A 16,291-nucleotide genomic window follows, 5' to 3' on the forward strand; every position below is an offset into this window, starting at 1 on the left:
GAGGTGATGTTTTGACAGTAATCAAAAACCAAAAGTCAAATACTTACGAGGTAAGAACCTATTATAAGGATTGGACCGGCGTAAGAAAGCAGAAGACGAAAAGGGGATTTAAACGTAAATGTGATGCCCAGGAATGGGAAAGAGCGTTTAAGTTAAAGGAGAATTTGAGTCTGGATATGTATTTTGAAGATTTCGTAGATCTTTATCTGAATGATATCAAATCCAGAATCAAATATAATACCTGGCTGACGAAAAAGCATATTGTAGAAAAAAAGATTCTCCCATATTTTTCGAAAAAGAAGTTGCAGGAAATAAAACCTTCCGATATTCGACAGTGGCAGAACACCATGATGAACTATCGGAATAAACAAGGAGAAGGCTATTCGCAGGTCTATCTAAAGACCATCCATAATCAGCTGAGTGCAATTTTGAATCATGCAGTTAATTTCTATGATTTGAAAAGCAATGCTGCACGCAAGGCTGGATCTATGGGAAAAGAAAGAACAAAAGAGATGCTTTTCTGGACAAAAGAAGAGTATATGAAGTTTATTGAAGCGGTGGCGGATAAGCCAATTTCCTTTTATGCATTTGAAATCTTATATTGGTGTGGAGTGCGTATGGGAGAGTTGTTAGCGCTGACACCGGCAGATTTCGATTTTCAGGCTTGTACTATCCGAATCAATAAATCTTATCAAAGATTAGAGGGGAAGGATATTATTACGGATCCTAAGACTACGAAGCGTAATCGCATGATCACCATGCCGGAATTTTTAAGCGAAGAATTAGAATCGTATATAGGAATGCTGTATGGTCTGAATGAAAATGACAGGATATTTCAAATTTCAAAAAGTTATCTTCACCATGAAATGGATCGTGGTGTGAAGCTGTCAGGAGTGAAGAGGATACGAATCCATGATTTACGACATTCTCATGTGTCGTTATTGATCAATATGGGATATTCTGCGGTGGCAATTGGAGAAAGGGTAGGACATGAAAGTGTGGAGATCACATATCGATATGCACATTTGTTCCCGACAATCCAAACAGAAATGGCGGAAAATCTAAATCAGGAAAGAGAGGAATATCTGGATGAGTGAAAAAAATAGGGATAGCAAGAATCGGTGGCGTAATGTAACCATAGCATTTCGAATGTCTCCGGAAGAAGATGCAGAATTAGATTTAAGAGTGAAACTTTGTGGATATCAGACGAGACAAGAATATATCATTGAAAGCGTTTTACATCAAAAGGTCACAGCAGTAGGAAATCCATTGATGTTAGGATTATTGATATGATAGCTGCGGATGAGGATAGACTTGAGAGAGTCAGAGATAACATTGATGCAGCAGAGAATGAGTATGTTAAATATGCGGATATGATTACGGATAAAAAGAATAAGCTGGAAATGCTTACTTCTAAAGAAAATGAACTGGTAGAGCGTACAAAAATTGCTGAGAATGTATATGATATGTTCCGACATGGTGGTGATGACGATGTAAGGGAGAAACTTATTGATGTTATGTATGAGAACCAGAGACTTCAGAAGGAGAATAAGTCGTTAAAGGAGTTGTTGGAGAAGGCTTATGATTTTATGAAGCAGTTTGTGATTGATGGGGTTAATCTGCTGGAGAAGTTTATGGAGAGTGTGAGGAAAGTGATGGAAAGACTTTCCCCAAAAACAAAATAAAAACATCTGTTCGTGCAACAAAGTATTGACATTGTTATACTACGGATTTATGATTGATAATAGAAACGGAGGAACGGACATAATGAGAAAATCAATTTCAATCAGCATAAGAGTAAGTGAAGATGAGTTGGAAAAATTCAAAGAGGCTGCAAGACTGGAGGCATATGCTTCATATAGTGAGTTTGTTAGAAGAACGGCATTAATAGAAGCTACAAGAATAATCAAGGAAAACAATGAAGGAGAAAATACCTATGAACATAATTAGTTTGTTTAGTGGATGTGGGGGATTAGATTTAGGATTTGAAAGCGCTGGGTTTAATATTCCTGTTGCTAATGAATTTGATAAGACAATATGGGCTACATTCAAAGCTAATCACCCTAATACACATCTGATTGAAGGAGATATAAGACAAGTAACAAAAGAAGATATTGAACAGTATATAGATGGTGAAATTGATGGAATTATAGGTGGACCACCTTGTCAGTCATGGTCTGAAGCTGGATCATTGAAAGGTATTAAGGATGCAAGGGGACAGTTATTTTTTGATTATATAAGAATTCTTAAGGAATTTCAGCCTAAATTCTTTCTGGCGGAAAATGTTAGCGGAATGTTAGCTAATAGACATTCAGAGGCAGTACAGAACATACTCAATCTTTTCGATGGAGCAGGATATGATGTATCTTTTACACTTGTTAATGCAAAGGATTATGGTGTGGCTGAAGAAAGAAAAAGGGTATTTTATATAGGGTTTAGAAAAGACTTGAATATTGATTTTGGATTTCCTAAGGGGTCAACCAAAGAAGATGATAAGAAGATTACTCTTAGAGATATAATATGGGATTTACAGGATACAGCAGTGCCTTCAGGAGAAAAAAATCATCATAATCCAGAAGCAATCAATAATAATGAGTATTACACAGGAGCATATTCTCCAATTTTTATGAGCCGAAACAGAGTGAAATCCTGGGATGAGCAAGCTTTTACAGTACAGGCATCAGGAAGACAATGTCAGTTACATCCACAGGCACCTAAGATGGTTAAGGTGGGGCAGAATGATTGCAGATTTGTAGAGGGCAAAGAACATCTTTATCGCCGAATGACAATAAGAGAAGTAGCCAGAGTTCAAGGGTTTCCAGATAATTTTAAATTTATATATGAAGATACAAACACAGCTTATAAAATGATTGGAAATGCAGTTCCAGTTAATCTTGCATATGAAATAGCAGTAGCAATAAAGAAATACTTAGAGGGTAATAGTGCAGATGTGGTAGTAGATGATGATGTTATAGATGCAAAGGAGGTCAATGAGAAAAAAGTGAGTACAAAGAGTAATGATCAGGGAAGAGCATATGAATATGCGTGGATTAAAACACTTTATAAGGCATTGTGTGAAATGCGTAAAACAAAAATAGTTGATAATTCCAGCTTACATGCGAATGAAAAAGCATGGATGCTTATGGATGAGGAAATGCAGCAGACATTTATGATTTCTGCTGAAGCTGCAATTAATGAAGTACTTGAAATGGAGCCAAGATTATCAGAAAACGATAATGACGAACTGACATTAGAGTTTCAAAAAGATGGAGCTGGCGTTAAAGGCGATGTAAGAGATATTGTTATTCGCAGAGACGATATTGAATGGGAAATAGGATTAAGTATCAAGCACAATCACGATGCAGTTAAACACAGCAGATTAAGTCATAAACTGGATTTTGGCAAAGAATGGTTTGATATACCTTGTAGTAACGAATATTGGGGTGCGGTTAATCCAATATTTGATATGCTGAAAAGTGAAAAAGAAAATGGCTCACGATGGTCAGAAATAGTGCAGAAAGATGAAAATGTATATGTACCATTATTGCAGGCTTTTATGGATGAAGTTAATAGGGCATATAAAGAAGATAAGAATATGCCTGAAAAGATGATAGAATACCTTATAGGAAAAGAAGATTATTACAAGATAGTTAGTCATGACAGTAAACGACTTACATTGATTCATACTTTTAATATGCATGATACTTTAAATAAGTCGAGTAAGGATAAGGTTTCGGAAATTGAAGTTCCTGTGGTTGAATTACCGACAAGACTGATTGACATTGGATTTAAGCCGAAAAGTAATAATACTGTAGAAATGATTTTGGACAATGGATGGCAGTTGAGTTTTAGAATTCATAGTGCAAGTACAAAGGTAGAACCAAGTTTAAAATTCGATGTGCAGTTTATAAGTATGCCTGTGTCAGTATGCACTATCAAATGTGTATGGAAATAAGGTGGTGCAAGTATTGAGAAAAATGTTGTTAAGCTTCAGACCAGATGTGTATGAAAAAATAAAATCTGGTCTGAAGATATTCGAACACAGAAGAAATTTTCCAGATGAACCGATAATGGCATATATGTATGTTAGTTCACCAGTAAAAGCGATTACGGGTATTGTTTATTTGGATAAAAGGCATTGCCTATCTGATTGGTTGGAAGAATATAAGGAAGATAGCAATGCCATTGCCAGAATAAAAGAATATATGAAAACCTACCATTACAGATATGCGATGGAAATAGCTAAGTTTCAGGAAACATCTAAGATATCATTAGATGACTTGAGAAAGAATGTTCCGGGATTTGTAGCACCACAGATGTATATATATTTGGATGGTACAGAATTGTTGGAGTATATAGAGAGTAACTTAAAAATGATAGATTTGCAGGTAGAACATTCATTTGAAAGAATAGAGGCTTGTCAGGTTTGTGTGCATTAGTTAGGCATTGTTAGAGAGGTGTGAATTAACGTTTTATGGAATTTTTTTCAACAAGAAATAAAATTTTAAGTATAAATCCTAATGGATTGAGAAGTACAAGTATTCAGTTGCGAGAACGCATATGGAATGTATTTTATAAAGAAGAGTATGATTATTATGATACATTGGAGTATACGTCTTATACAACGGGAATAGAAGATATGATGTTGGAAATGGGAATTAAATATGAATTTCCAGCAAATAAAATATACAAAAATCAGAATGCAGAAAAGTTGCATAAGCATGTGGTTCAATGTGAAGGTATGTGGTATAGAATATATGATTTTATTGAAAAATATCTTAGAGTGACTGATAGTGAAAAAACACAAAGGTTGACGATAGAATTCAATCGAATACTAGAAGAGGAAGTTGCTCCATACAGAATTTTAAATGGATTAGTTGTACCGATTATTGGTAAAAGTGAATTGAACTCAATAGGTGAAACAATTGACTTGGAATATGAATCTGTTAGTAAACATATGACAAAGGCATTAGAGTTATATTCTGATAGAAAAAAACCAGATTATGAAAATTCAGTAAAGGAATCAATAAGCAGTGTAGAGTCTATGTGTAGTATTATAACAGGACTATCAGGAGGTGCAGCGACATTAGGGAACACATTGAAAAAGTTAAAAGAGAATGGAGTGAATATACATCCGGCATTGGAAAATGCATTTAAGCAGTTGTATGGATATACTTCAGATTCAGGTGGAATAAGGCACGGAAGTATTGAATTTGTTAATGTGGCAAGTGAAGATGCGAAGTATATGTTAGTGTCATGTTCAGCTTTTGTAAATTATTTGACGGAAAAATGGATAAAATACAATTTAAAATGACGGGATATTTTATATGTCTAGATAAATTGGTGAGTATGTATGAGAATTTTGTTTTGGAATACACATAGAAATGTTGATATAAATTCATATATTTTGGATATAGTTAATCAAAATGAAATTGATGTATTAGTATTAGCAGAGTATATGGCAGAGATTAATGAATTAAATGATAATTTAAAACAATGTAAAAAAAGATTATTTAATTGGAACACTAAAGGATGTGAGAGAATACATATATGGGGAAATTATATTGATGTTACGCCTGGAGAACAGAATAAATATTTTTCTGTTCAAATTGTAAATAAACAGTACATCATGTGTGGAGTGCATATGTATTCAAATCTTAATGGAGAACATTATGATGAGAGAGTAGCATTAGCTGAAGAAATTATGTATTCAATTAAACACATAAAGCAGAGATTACAAACAGAGCATGTTATTGTTATAGGAGATATAAATGAATCACCTTATGAAAAGGCATGTTTAAGTGCAAAGGGATTTCATGCTTTACCAGCATTACAAATTTTAGATAAAGGTTCGAGAACAGTTTATGGGAAAGAGTATGAAAAAATGTATAATCCTATGTGGAATTTATTTGGAGATTTTAAATACCCACCTGGAACATACTATAGAGTAGAATCTAAATTATATAATCCATGCTGGTTTATGCTTGATCAAGTGATTATTAGTCAGTCTATGATTCCATTAATGGTTAAGGAACAATTAAAAATAATAACAAAATGTGGAAAAGGTGTACTATATACTGATAATAGGTACCCTAATAGTAATATAAGTGATCATTTTCCTATTATGTGTGAATTTAATATTTGATAGAAGGAGATTAACTATGAACAAAAAAACATTTAATTTTGAATTAAAGGATACAATGTCACCTGAAGAAGTGATTATTGAAAGTGGAAAAAAAATAGCAGAATGCACAAATGATATGGTGATTTGTAATGTTGATGTGTATGAAGGGCAAACAAAATCATATGTTAAAAAAAATAACCTTTGGGCTGCGACAGAAGCTTTTAATAAAGTCGAAGAAACTGTAGATATTCAAGATGTATTGGGAGAACAAAGTGGAATTGACAATAAATTTGAAGTATTTTTATCAGTTAAGGGGTTAGAGTATTATAAGTATAGAATTATGTTTTTAAGATATGGTGCTATTGCTTATCCAGTTGAAGTTGTACTAAACGAGGATATAGCTGAAGCATACAATGGAAAGAAACAGTATATTTATGATGTTGATTCTATGGAAGAATTAAAAACAATGTTTGAGACGATTATTAATACAGACTTCTGCACTAACTTAATACAGAGTTTGATATATGAATCAATGAGACAATCTAGAAAAGATAAATCAGAAAATTAGAATGTGATACCCATATGATACCTAAATTTTTGAAAATATAAAATAATTGTGATAAAAGGCGGAATAATCGCCATTAAAAGCTCTAGAAATCAAGCTTTCACAGGGATAATAAGTTTCTCTGCGGGGAGTTTGAATAACGGATTAAAATGCCGAAAGCCTGTATTTATGCGGGTTTCCGGCATTTGTTTTATCAAATGGCTCTAGTTTGGCTCTATTTGTGGGAACAATAAATGATAAATAGAAGAAATTTAATAAGGAGCATTATATGACGAAAGTGAATTTCTATGATAGCATTGATGATTCAAAGCTAAAGTTTGCAGTTATTATTGCAAAACATAATGGAAAATGGGTATTCTGCAAGCATAGAGAAAGAAGTACATGGGAAGTGCCGGGAGGACATAGAGAACAAGGTGAGGATATTCTTGAAACAGCAAAGAGAGAATTGTATGAGGAAACAGGAGCCATTAATTTTGAGATAAATCCGATATGTATTTATTCTGTGACGGCGCCAGACAACTTTGATGGGAAAGAAACCTTTGGAAAGTTATTTTTCGCGGAGATACATACGTTTGAAAAAGATTTACATAGTGAGATAGAGAAAATAGCAATTATGAATGAACTACCGCTTAATTGGACATATCCGGAAATTCAACCAAGACTGCTAGAAGAAGCGAGACAAAGAGGATTTTTGCCTAAGAAGGATGAAATAAAATGGTTGTTTTTTGATGTTGGTTCGACGCTGGTTGATGAAAGTAGAGTTTATGAAGATAGGATGAAAAAAATAGCTGAATTATCTGGTATAACTCCGCAACAAATTTATGAAAATGCGATATCATTATACAGGAGAAATAAAAAAGGTGATTTAGAGATAGCAAAACAATTGGGGATAGAACTACCTAAATGGGAATCACAATATGAAAAGCTGTATACAGATTCTGAAGATTGCTTGAAAGGGTTAAGCAGAAATTATGAAATTGGTATAATCGCAAACCAACCATTAGGAACTTCTGAGAGATTAGAAAATCTTGGAGTACGAAAATATATTGATTTGATTATCGCATCAGCAGAAGAAGGTGTTTCAAAACCAGATAGGCGAATATTTGAAATTGCATTGGAAAGAAGCCGTTGCAGACCAGAGAATGCAGTTATGATTGGTGACCGTATTGATAATGATATTGTACCTGCAAAACAGTTAGGAATGAAAACGATATGGATAAAACAGGGATTTGGAAGTTTGTGGACTGTAATGGACGAGAGTGAAAAAGCCGATATTGAAGTTAATAACTTATCTGACATTTTGAATTATCTATAGGAGGGAAAGTGAATGTTCAAGGTTGCTATACTACAAAAACGTTCTATTAATGAACAAATAGATAAGAATATTGAAACTATCATTATGGCAATGGAAGAGGCTTCGGAAAAACATGCAGATATTCTATTGTTGCCAGAATGTTTTATTACAGGATATGATTTGCCTATGTCATATGAAAAAAGCATTGCAGATAATGATATAAGAATTGCCCAAATATGTGAGAATGCTAAAAAATATAAAATAGGCGTAGTACTTACTGCATTTACAAAAGGTAGTAAGCAACCACAGAACTCAGCCTTTGTTATCAATAAGTCGGGAAATATATTGATGAAATACTCTAAGGTGCATACCTGTGATTTCGCAGATGAAAGAGATGTTGAATCAGGGAAAGAATTTAAGGTGTGTGATTTTGAAGGAATACAATTAGGTATTATGATTTGTTATGACAGAGAATACCCGGAAAGTGCAAGAATACTTATGTTAAAAGGTGCAGAAGTTATTCTTGTACCAAATGATTGTGGTTCCATGCAAGCAAGAATCAGGGCACTTTCGACAAGAGCTTATGAAAATATGGTTGCAGTCGCTATGGCAAATCCGAATGGAGATAATGCTGGATGTTCCTGCGCATATAGTCCAATTTGCTGGGATAGAAATGGAAAATGTGTTGATAACACAGTTTTGCTGGCTGATGATAAAACTGAGGGGATTTTTTATGCGGAGTTTGATATGGAAGCTATTAGAGAATACAGGAATCGGGAAATGTTAGGAAACACATTTCGTAAGGTAGAATCATATAGTCGGTTGTTAAGTAAAGAAATCAAGGAACCATTTATAAGGGATGGCCAGAATAGATAAATCAGAAGTAACAAGAGGAATATTTTATCGAGGTTCAGATGTAGAATGTCAATTGCTCTATGTAATGGGTGATATGGAGGCGGATATCAGAACACATCATATTCATATTGTAAAATGGAACGGAACTGAGTGAAAGAATTATATTCATTTCAGGGATTATCTTAATGCCAATGAGAATGTGGCATTGCAGTATGAAAAATTAAAGGAAGAACTTGAAAGTAAGTATGCAGATGACAGGGTTGCATACACGAATGGCAAACAGAATATGATAAACAAAATTTTAGGCAAATGAAAAAGGAGGCAAGTATGTTAAGATTAAGGCCATACAATAAAAATGATGCAGAAATAATTATGTCGTGGATAAAGGGAGAGAATGCTTTTTATAAATGGACAGCAGGAGTTTTAGGTGAATATCCAATTTCTGCCGAGCAGTTCAATACGGTAAGTAATCTTATGGCATTTACTGCTATTGATGATAATGAGATAGTGGGATTTTTTACCATGAGAAGACCGAATGAATTTTATGAGGAATTACGGTTTGGCTTTGTAATTGTTGATTCGAAAAAACGTGGGCAGGGATATGGAAAAAATATGCTGAAATTAGGCTTAAAATATGCTAAAGAAATATTTGGTGCTAATAAAGTTTCATTAGGTGTTTTTGAGAATAATGAATCAGCTTATTATTGCTATAAGGCAATAGGTTTTGAGGATGTATCTCAAGATGAAATAGAAAAGTATACTGTAATGGGAGAAGAATGGAATTGCCTTGAACTGGAAATAAACCTATAAAGTAAGTAAGATTTAATTTGTAATTGTTCTTGCAGTGCACATGATATAGATATATATGTTAGGATACTATCTAAGGAAAGTACCCATGACAGGGCGTTAAGCGTCCGGGGGACGCTTGCTTAGCGAGAGGTAGTCTTCCGAGTTTTATGATACCGGGCAACCGGAATACGTAGGAAGGGGTGTTAGGTGCCAGTGGCACCTGTTTGGCACCGACCGAAACGGAGTGTAGACGTGGCGCCGATGACGGCCATTCTATAACTACAAAACCCCTGTATTGGGGCTTTTAGTTTATTCTCTTCCATTTGCATCCTCAAAATACGATACAATTCCATCATTATGAAGAATATCTTCCAGCAAATTAAATTCATAATTTCTTATATTATTATTTTGTGCCAGCTGATTTAAAACATCTCTTAATGATGTTCCATGTCGATGTACTATTTGATTTATCCTATCAACTCTGTATGAATAGGGCACACAACGCCTATACCTTCTTGCTTCTTCTAAATAATTATATATAGGTCCTGGTCTTAAATTCCATGCTGTAATAAGTATCATTATTGCATTGTATAATTGCTTTGCAGCAGCATCCCATTCTTCGTCTTGATGTTGATTTCCTCCGCCTGCCCCACCTGCTCCACCTTCACCACCGACTTCATGAAGCATATTAAAAATTGGAGGTGCTGTTATATTGGCCAACTGCAATAAGTCTCTTGCTGCTCCAGTTCCGCAAACAATTCTATCAACATCATTATCATCATTTTTGTTTACGCACTCAAAGATGTAATAGGTGTCGGTAATATCTCTTTCAGCATCACTTCTTATTATTTGTTCGTTTAGTAACCGAATGTGTGCTGTACATTTGATATTGTAGTTTTCTACAATTCTAACCCTTGTATCGTGTCCGTGACAATTCATAAAAATCCCTTCTCTCTTTTTTATTATATTATAAGTCGATTTTTCTAATATGTATATCGGAATTTTTCAAATAATCTTTACAAGTGCACGGCTTATCACTAATTAGCTGCAGAATTTCTTTTCTTTTTTCTATAATGATTTTTTCTTTTTCTTCCAAAGAAAAATTATCATATTTATGGCCATTTTTTATAAAATAATCTGCTATCATGATATCGATAATAATGGCCAACTCATCAGCCAGATGTTCATTACAACACACATCATGTGTTAATGATAACTCATTTTTTGTACTATCTATTTTTAATTCTATCATATATATCAAGTCCTTTCTAAACAAAAAACACCTCCGAAGAGGTGCCTAAAATGAAATTTTAAATTCCACTGCCCTACAGGGCGGTAGAATTTAGTCCTGCACAGTAGATATTTACTCTTTCATACATCAGTGTTATTGTAAAAGTTCCTTCTGACAGCAGTAGAAGGAGAATTATCATGAGTAAATATATCCCTGGAAACCAGAAACATCTAACACTTAATGACCGTATCTACATCGAAAACGAATTATCCAAAGGTGCGACTTTTAAAGACATTGCGGCATTCCTTTGTAAAGATCCTACAACTATCTCAAAAGAGGTTAAATCACGATGCCTTTCTGACTGGTACCACAAAGGAACTTTCTACAATGCCAAAAACTTTTGTATACACCGCTATCACTGTAAAAAAACAAATGCCTGTGGAAAAATCATGCTCTGCGGTATTAAATGTACATCCTGTCCAACCTGCAACCAAACCTGTAAGGATTTCGAAAAGGAACGGTGCTGCAGACTTGATAAGGCGCCTTATGTATGTAATGGCTGTCCAATGAAAATCAATCATTGTACCATAGCCGGTAGGTCTATTAGTCTAGTGCATAAAACCAGAATGTAAGTGATGTGTTAATATATATTACATCGTAAATTGGAATTATCGCACTGGACAATGAATGTTTGGTGCGATTTTTTTGTTATAGCGACGAGGAAAATGGTCATCGTGCTTGCACGAGTGAACATTTGACGACCGCTAATCAGAGCGAGATTCGCAGAGCCTATCTCGTCTCTGCGTGAAAGAGGTGCATGGAATGAATGATTTAATTAAATTGAAATTGGTAACAGAAGATGAAGCAGAGTGTTTGCATAGACTACAGGTAGAAGCGTTTATGCCATTATATGAAAAATATCAAGATGATGATACAAGTCCGGCAAAAGAAAGCCTGAAAAGAGTAACAGAGAAGATTATTGAGGAAAATTCAGATTTTTACTTCATTGTGTTTCATGGAGAAAAAGTTGGAGGTGTGAGAGTCAGATGGCATCAAGGCAAAAAGGTGCATGAAAATGTTAATTGGATATCTCCTATTTTCATAATTCCCAAATTTCAAAATAAAGGGATTGCGAGCACGGTAATAGAACAATTATTTGGCTTTTATCCGAATACAATAGAATGGCGTTTAGATACGATTAAGCAGGAAACAGGCAATTGTCATTTATACGAAAAATGCGGCTTTGTTAGAGTTGGCGAGGATATAGTGGTAAATGAAAAGATGACATTGGTTGGTTATGTAAAAAATTGTATTAATGTGCGAAGATTTGATAGCTGCCTTTTTGCTATATGATATATTGTTAAATCTATAGAATTAAATATTTTTTATGAAAAAAAGTTGCATAAAAAATATTTAATGATATAATAATGATAAGTAAATAGGAAAAGTGACTTGGAGGAATGAGCCATGATTATAGAGGTAAGAGCAAAAAACTGTTATGCATTTGAGGATGATATTACATTTTCAATGAAAGCAGATATGCGAAATAAAAAATTTGGAGCAAATGTTCACAAAGAGAATAATTTTAATGTCCTTAAAACGGTAGGAATATATGGACCAAACAATGCCGGTAAAACATGTCTAATCAAGTGCATTAGGGCAATAAGAAATGTACTTTTAAATAAGAAGAATGGACTGATGCCAAATATATTTACTGATAGTGATGTATGCAAGTTAGGTGTTACATTTATGGCATCTGGAAGAAAGTTTTCTTATGATTTTAAGTATGATGCAGAAAAAGAAGAATATATATATGAGTCATTTTCGGAGATATTTAAAGATCAGTACAACAACGAAAAGGAAGTTTGTTGGTTAAAAAAAGATACTGTTAGTGAAATATATGAGTGTATTGATGAATCTGTTCAGAATATGATTTCAGTTGTATCGAAGAATAATTTGCTATGCTATGTGGTAGATACAAGTAAATTCGAACATATCAATGAGATGAAGCAGATTCTTGTCGGATTTGCAGAAAAAATTGATATCATCAATATGAATAACATACCTATGCAGCACACGATTGAACTTATGAAGAATAAGAATCAGTTACAGCAAAAGGTTGTTGAGTTCATAAAAAATGCTGACTTATATATGGATAATTTTGAATATGTGGATATGGATAAGATACAGTTGAAAACTGGTGAAGGTGACGAAAAGCCAGATGAGAAAGTGCTTGATATTCCAGAGAACATTATGGATCAAATCAGATTGGTTTCTACTTATAAGGGAGTCCATGTGCCAAGTATGATGTTTGACTCCACAGGAACAAAGAAGATTGCAGCTATTGCCAGCTATGTAATTGAAGCACTTGAACAAGGCAGGATTTTAGTCGTGGATGAGTTGGATAGCAGTATTCATTTTAAGCTCACCAGGGCGATTGTTGCGATGTTTAATAATGAATTAAATACAAGTGCACAGATGATATTTACAGTACATGATATAAATCTTATGGATTGCAAGAGAATGTTTCGAAAGGAGCAGATTTGGTTTGTTCATAAGGATGAAGAAGGGGTGTATGTATATTCACTTGCAGATTTTACAGCTCAGCAGGGAGTACGAGATACGACAGATGTTATGGAAAAATATAGGAAAGGTGCGCTTGGCGCTTTACCTGATCCTGAATTGATTAACTCATTGCTTAGTATTAAAAGTGGTGTAAAGGGGGATGATGCCGATGCCAAATAAGCTCCCTAAGTTTTTGGATAACCATAAAATCTGTATTATCTGTGAAGGTAATGAGGAATATGAGTATCTAAATCGATTAAAAAATTTAAAAATATGGAATGAGCAATATGATATTTCATTGGTCAATGCCGGTGGAAATGGTAATATCCCAGCGAGGTATCAGGACCGATATCAAAATGGAGCAGATGAACTTGTACTTGTATTTTGTGATACAGAGAAGAAGCCTCACGAGCAGTATGAGGACATTAAACGCAAAATTAATGAGTTTCATGGTGTGGATAGTGCAGCGAATGAAGTGATTATATTTGGTAATCCATGTACGATGCAGATTATATCTAAACATTGGACCGATGAAAATCTGAAATCTCCGGCAAAACCAGTGAATGCTCCCTTGATAAAGGAATATACAGGGGTGGAGAATTACAAAGGAAGAGCAGACCAGATTCAGAAAGTTATGGAACATGTTACTGTGAAGAATTACAAAGATATGAGCCGACGAGTGAAAGATTTGGATTCGGATGATTCTGTTACTGGCAGCAGTAATTTTGGAAAGTTCATAAAGCTGTTTGAGAGTGATGACAGTGGGTGGATTGAGGAGATTAATGAACAAATAGAGTAGTATAAGGAGAGTACAAAAGTTATATTATGAACAAAGTGAATGTGATAAAACAAAATTTGGAGTTCATAGGTAAAACGTGGATGAAGTGTATTGGCACATTTGCAAGTATATTATCGCTTTTCTTTTTGTTTTGGACTTGGGATGATATACGCATTACGTCAACGCAATATAAATGTGTGATAATAATATTATTATGTGTGCTTGCACTCATACTTGCAATCCTATGGACGTGTATTTTTAAGAGAACAAAGACAATTTGGGAAAGTCCATCTGGGAAAATAAAAGTATGTTATTCTGATATTATGAAAGATGGGTTTGACAAAAGGAACAAGGAAGAAAAGTTATTTGTAATTCCGGTTAATTCATGTTTTGACACTATTGTAGATGAAGATATATCAACATGTTCAAAGCCATTGGTATCACCTAATTTGTTACATGGAAGATGGATAAAAACAATGGTTAATAAGGGATTTACTATAGAAGAAATAGACAACAAGATACATAATTGCTTGGAAATGCAAAATTTACTGCCCAAAAGTATTATTGCTGACGAAGATAAGGAACGTGGGAAAAGAGAAGTATATGAGTTAGGTACAGTGGCGATGATTAGGGGAAATAACAATAGTACCTTTTTGTTACTTGCAATTTCGGAATACGATAAAGATAATATCGCTCATACTTCTGTCGATGATTTAGAAATGTGCATAAAGTCACTTCTTAATTTTTACGATCAACATGACCAAGGGCATAGATTGGTAATTCCATTGATGGGAACAAACCTTTCGAGAGCAGGATTGTCACATAATGATTCACTGAGAGTAATAACATCGTTATTTCAATTGTATGGAGATAAAATACATGGAGAAGTTGATGTTGTTATATATAAAGGAGATAAAGATAAAGTAACATTAGACATATAGTAAAGGAGAAATTTAATATGTCATATCAAAATGCAAATTATAGTGCGTTTTATGTTTCGGAACCATTTAGCGAAAGTAATTTAGGGGCAAATTCAACACATGATTTTGTTTACTACAATATGTTAAGAATGTGGAAAGGAGAGGATAATAGTTTTCCCTTTAATGATGCACATGATAAGACATATAATGTGCGAGATGGTAGTGATTGGGAAAAGACTCTTAAGCCTAGACTTCATACAAGACTTGACAATTCTAAGAACATTATTTTATTTTTAAGTTCCATTACTGCCAATAGTCGTGCATTGAGGGAGGAAATGAATTACGGAATAGGTACAAAAGGTTTACCGGTAATTGTAATTTATCCAGATTACGACAAGAAGTCAGATATAGTTGATAGTAATGGAAATTTCAAGAAGCAGATTAAAGATTTGTGGGATAAGTTGCCGGCTTTTCGTGATAATATGTCTTCGGTAGCTACATTGCATATTCCATGTACTAAGAGCGTTATTATATCAGCATTGAATAATGAAGATTTTATGGTAAATACAATGGCAGATGCTGAAAAATATTATTATAAACCATAAACAATGACATTTTGAAAATAACGAAACTTGTAGTGATTGCAAAATGCTTGCAAAAAGTTCCGAAACGGCAAAGAATATGTAGAATTTTAAGAATAATCATACCAAATATAGATGTTTGTGATTTAATTAGATACAATATATAGTTGCCAAAATTGAGTTTGAATAGAGAACATATCCTCACAAAGCTTGTATTTATGGGCTTTGTGGGGCTTTTTATTTTGGATTGGGGATGAAATGGGGATGTTTCACTCCGATTTAGTAAAATTTGACTCTAAATTTTGACTCATAGTGTCAAGAAACCTTTGAAACATACGGATTTGAGAGTGGGGATATAGTTTCGAATAGAGCCAATTTTTCAGGTTCGGTTTTATTTTGCGGTAGCCGGTCAACCTTGCTTATAGTATAACTGGTTATAGTTTATATGAAAGGAAACGGCTACAGTGGTCATTGGGAGATTAAAGAGTGAATACAGAGTATAGGTTTTAAAGAAGCAGAGTGGGATAAAATTTTGGACTAACAGTCCAATGCAATTATAGTTCCTATAAGATATCATATAATCAAAAGA

General features: G+C 34.0%; 19 protein-coding genes and 2 pseudogenes. 19 read left to right on the forward strand and 2 right to left on the reverse strand.

The window, feature by feature from the left end:
- Positions 1-11: 11 nt before the first annotated feature.
- The 13 genes and pseudogenes from EUBREC_RS02760 to EUBREC_RS02825 all read left to right on the forward strand — a co-directional run bounded on the left by EUBREC_RS02760 (position 12) and on the right by EUBREC_RS02825 (position 9,648).
- Complete coding sequence (locus EUBREC_RS02760) at positions 12-1,097, forward strand: site-specific integrase (RefSeq protein WP_012741529.1); 1,086 nt, start codon at positions 12-14, stop codon at positions 1,095-1,097.
- A pseudogene (locus tag EUBREC_RS02765) lies at positions 1,090-1,278 on the forward strand (plasmid mobilization protein); the annotation flags it as partial. The gene EUBREC_RS02760 and the pseudogene EUBREC_RS02765, both read left to right, overlap by 8 nt.
- Before the next feature lie 11 nt (positions 1,279-1,289).
- The gene (locus tag EUBREC_RS02770; RefSeq protein ID WP_012741531.1) at positions 1,290-1,685 is read left to right on the forward strand and encodes a hypothetical protein; all 396 of its coding nucleotides are present in this window, start codon (positions 1,290-1,292) and stop codon (positions 1,683-1,685) included.
- An 82-nt stretch (positions 1,686-1,767) separates the two neighbouring features.
- Positions 1,768-1,950: a type II toxin -antitoxin system TacA 1-like antitoxin gene (locus tag EUBREC_RS02775; protein WP_041253861.1), complete on the forward strand. Its 183-nt coding sequence runs from the start codon at positions 1,768-1,770 to the stop codon at positions 1,948-1,950.
- Positions 1,937-3,955: a HaeIII family restriction endonuclease gene (locus EUBREC_RS02780; RefSeq protein ID WP_012741533.1), complete on the forward strand. Its 2,019-nt coding sequence runs from the start codon at positions 1,937-1,939 to the stop codon at positions 3,953-3,955. Before EUBREC_RS02775 ends, EUBREC_RS02780 begins: the two co-directional genes overlap by 14 nt.
- 13 nt (positions 3,956-3,968) lie before the next feature.
- Positions 3,969-4,439, forward strand: a complete 471-nt coding sequence (locus EUBREC_RS02785; protein ID WP_041253863.1) for a hypothetical protein — start codon at positions 3,969-3,971, stop codon at positions 4,437-4,439.
- 35 nt (positions 4,440-4,474) lie between these two features.
- Positions 4,475-5,314 (forward strand): AbiJ-NTD4 domain-containing protein, encoded by an 840-nt coding sequence (locus EUBREC_RS02790; protein ID WP_012741535.1) that lies wholly within the window; start codon positions 4,475-4,477, stop codon positions 5,312-5,314.
- A gap of 39 nt (positions 5,315-5,353) precedes the next feature.
- Positions 5,354-6,145 carry a hypothetical protein gene (locus tag EUBREC_RS02795; protein WP_012741536.1) on the forward strand — a complete coding sequence of 264 codons (792 nt, stop codon included), beginning with the start codon at positions 5,354-5,356 and terminating at the stop codon, positions 6,143-6,145.
- A 16-nt stretch (positions 6,146-6,161) separates the two neighbouring features.
- Complete coding sequence (locus EUBREC_RS16545) at positions 6,162-6,692, forward strand: hypothetical protein (RefSeq protein WP_049757210.1); 531 nt, start codon at positions 6,162-6,164, stop codon at positions 6,690-6,692.
- A 265-nt stretch (positions 6,693-6,957) separates the two neighbouring features.
- Positions 6,958-8,004, forward strand: a complete 1,047-nt coding sequence (locus tag EUBREC_RS16550) for an HAD-IA family hydrolase (RefSeq protein WP_012741538.1) — start codon at positions 6,958-6,960, stop codon at positions 8,002-8,004.
- 12 nt (positions 8,005-8,016) lie between these two features.
- Positions 8,017-8,859: a carbon-nitrogen hydrolase family protein gene (locus tag EUBREC_RS02815; RefSeq protein WP_012741539.1), complete on the forward strand. Its 843-nt coding sequence runs from the start codon at positions 8,017-8,019 to the stop codon at positions 8,857-8,859.
- 142 nt (positions 8,860-9,001) lie between these two features.
- Complete coding sequence (locus EUBREC_RS18355) at positions 9,002-9,151, forward strand: GrpB family protein (RefSeq protein ID WP_080515324.1); 150 nt, start codon at positions 9,002-9,004, stop codon at positions 9,149-9,151.
- 14 nt (positions 9,152-9,165) lie between these two features.
- The gene (locus tag EUBREC_RS02825; protein WP_041253865.1) at positions 9,166-9,648 is read left to right on the forward strand and encodes a GNAT family N-acetyltransferase; all 483 of its coding nucleotides are present in this window, start codon (positions 9,166-9,168) and stop codon (positions 9,646-9,648) included.
- A gap of 288 nt (positions 9,649-9,936) precedes the next feature.
- Here EUBREC_RS02825 and EUBREC_RS16555 read toward each other — a convergent pair whose 3' ends face one another.
- Both EUBREC_RS16555 and EUBREC_RS02840 read right to left on the reverse strand, forming a co-directional pair.
- Positions 9,937-10,566, reverse strand: coding sequence for a hypothetical protein (locus EUBREC_RS16555; RefSeq protein WP_012741542.1), 630 nt, complete (start codon positions 10,564-10,566; stop codon positions 9,937-9,939).
- Between the two features lie 28 nt (positions 10,567-10,594).
- On the reverse strand, positions 10,595-10,879 hold the full coding sequence (locus EUBREC_RS02840) for a hypothetical protein (RefSeq protein WP_012741543.1): 285 nt from the start codon (positions 10,877-10,879) through the stop codon (positions 10,595-10,597).
- Positions 10,880-11,055: 176 nt separating this feature from the next.
- Between EUBREC_RS02840 and EUBREC_RS17265 the strand changes: the two are divergent.
- From EUBREC_RS17265 to EUBREC_RS02870, 6 genes and pseudogenes are all read left to right on the forward strand, one after another.
- Positions 11,056-11,451 (forward strand): annotated as a pseudogene (locus tag EUBREC_RS17265) (helix-turn-helix domain-containing protein); the annotation flags it as partial.
- A 229-nt stretch (positions 11,452-11,680) separates the two neighbouring features.
- Entirely contained in the window at positions 11,681-12,211 is a 531-nt protein-coding gene (locus tag EUBREC_RS02850) for a GNAT family N-acetyltransferase (protein WP_049757212.1), read from the forward strand.
- 114 nt (positions 12,212-12,325) lie between these two features.
- A complete protein-coding gene (locus tag EUBREC_RS02855; protein WP_012741547.1) occupies positions 12,326-13,603 on the forward strand; it encodes an AAA family ATPase in 1,278 nt (425 codons plus the stop codon).
- Positions 13,593-14,222, forward strand: a complete 630-nt coding sequence (locus tag EUBREC_RS02860) for a hypothetical protein (protein WP_012741548.1) — start codon at positions 13,593-13,595, stop codon at positions 14,220-14,222. Before EUBREC_RS02855 ends, EUBREC_RS02860 begins: the two co-directional genes overlap by 11 nt.
- 26 nt (positions 14,223-14,248) lie before the next feature.
- Positions 14,249-15,142: a macro domain-containing protein gene (locus tag EUBREC_RS02865; protein WP_012741549.1), complete on the forward strand. Its 894-nt coding sequence runs from the start codon at positions 14,249-14,251 to the stop codon at positions 15,140-15,142.
- A 17-nt stretch (positions 15,143-15,159) separates the two neighbouring features.
- Positions 15,160-15,726, forward strand: coding sequence for a TIR domain-containing protein (locus EUBREC_RS02870; protein ID WP_012741550.1), 567 nt, complete (start codon positions 15,160-15,162; stop codon positions 15,724-15,726).
- Positions 15,727-16,291 lie beyond the last annotated feature (565 nt).

Source organism: Agathobacter rectalis ATCC 33656 (genome assembly GCF_000020605.1).
Lineage (GTDB): Bacteria > Bacillota > Clostridia > Lachnospirales > Lachnospiraceae > Roseburia > Roseburia rectalis.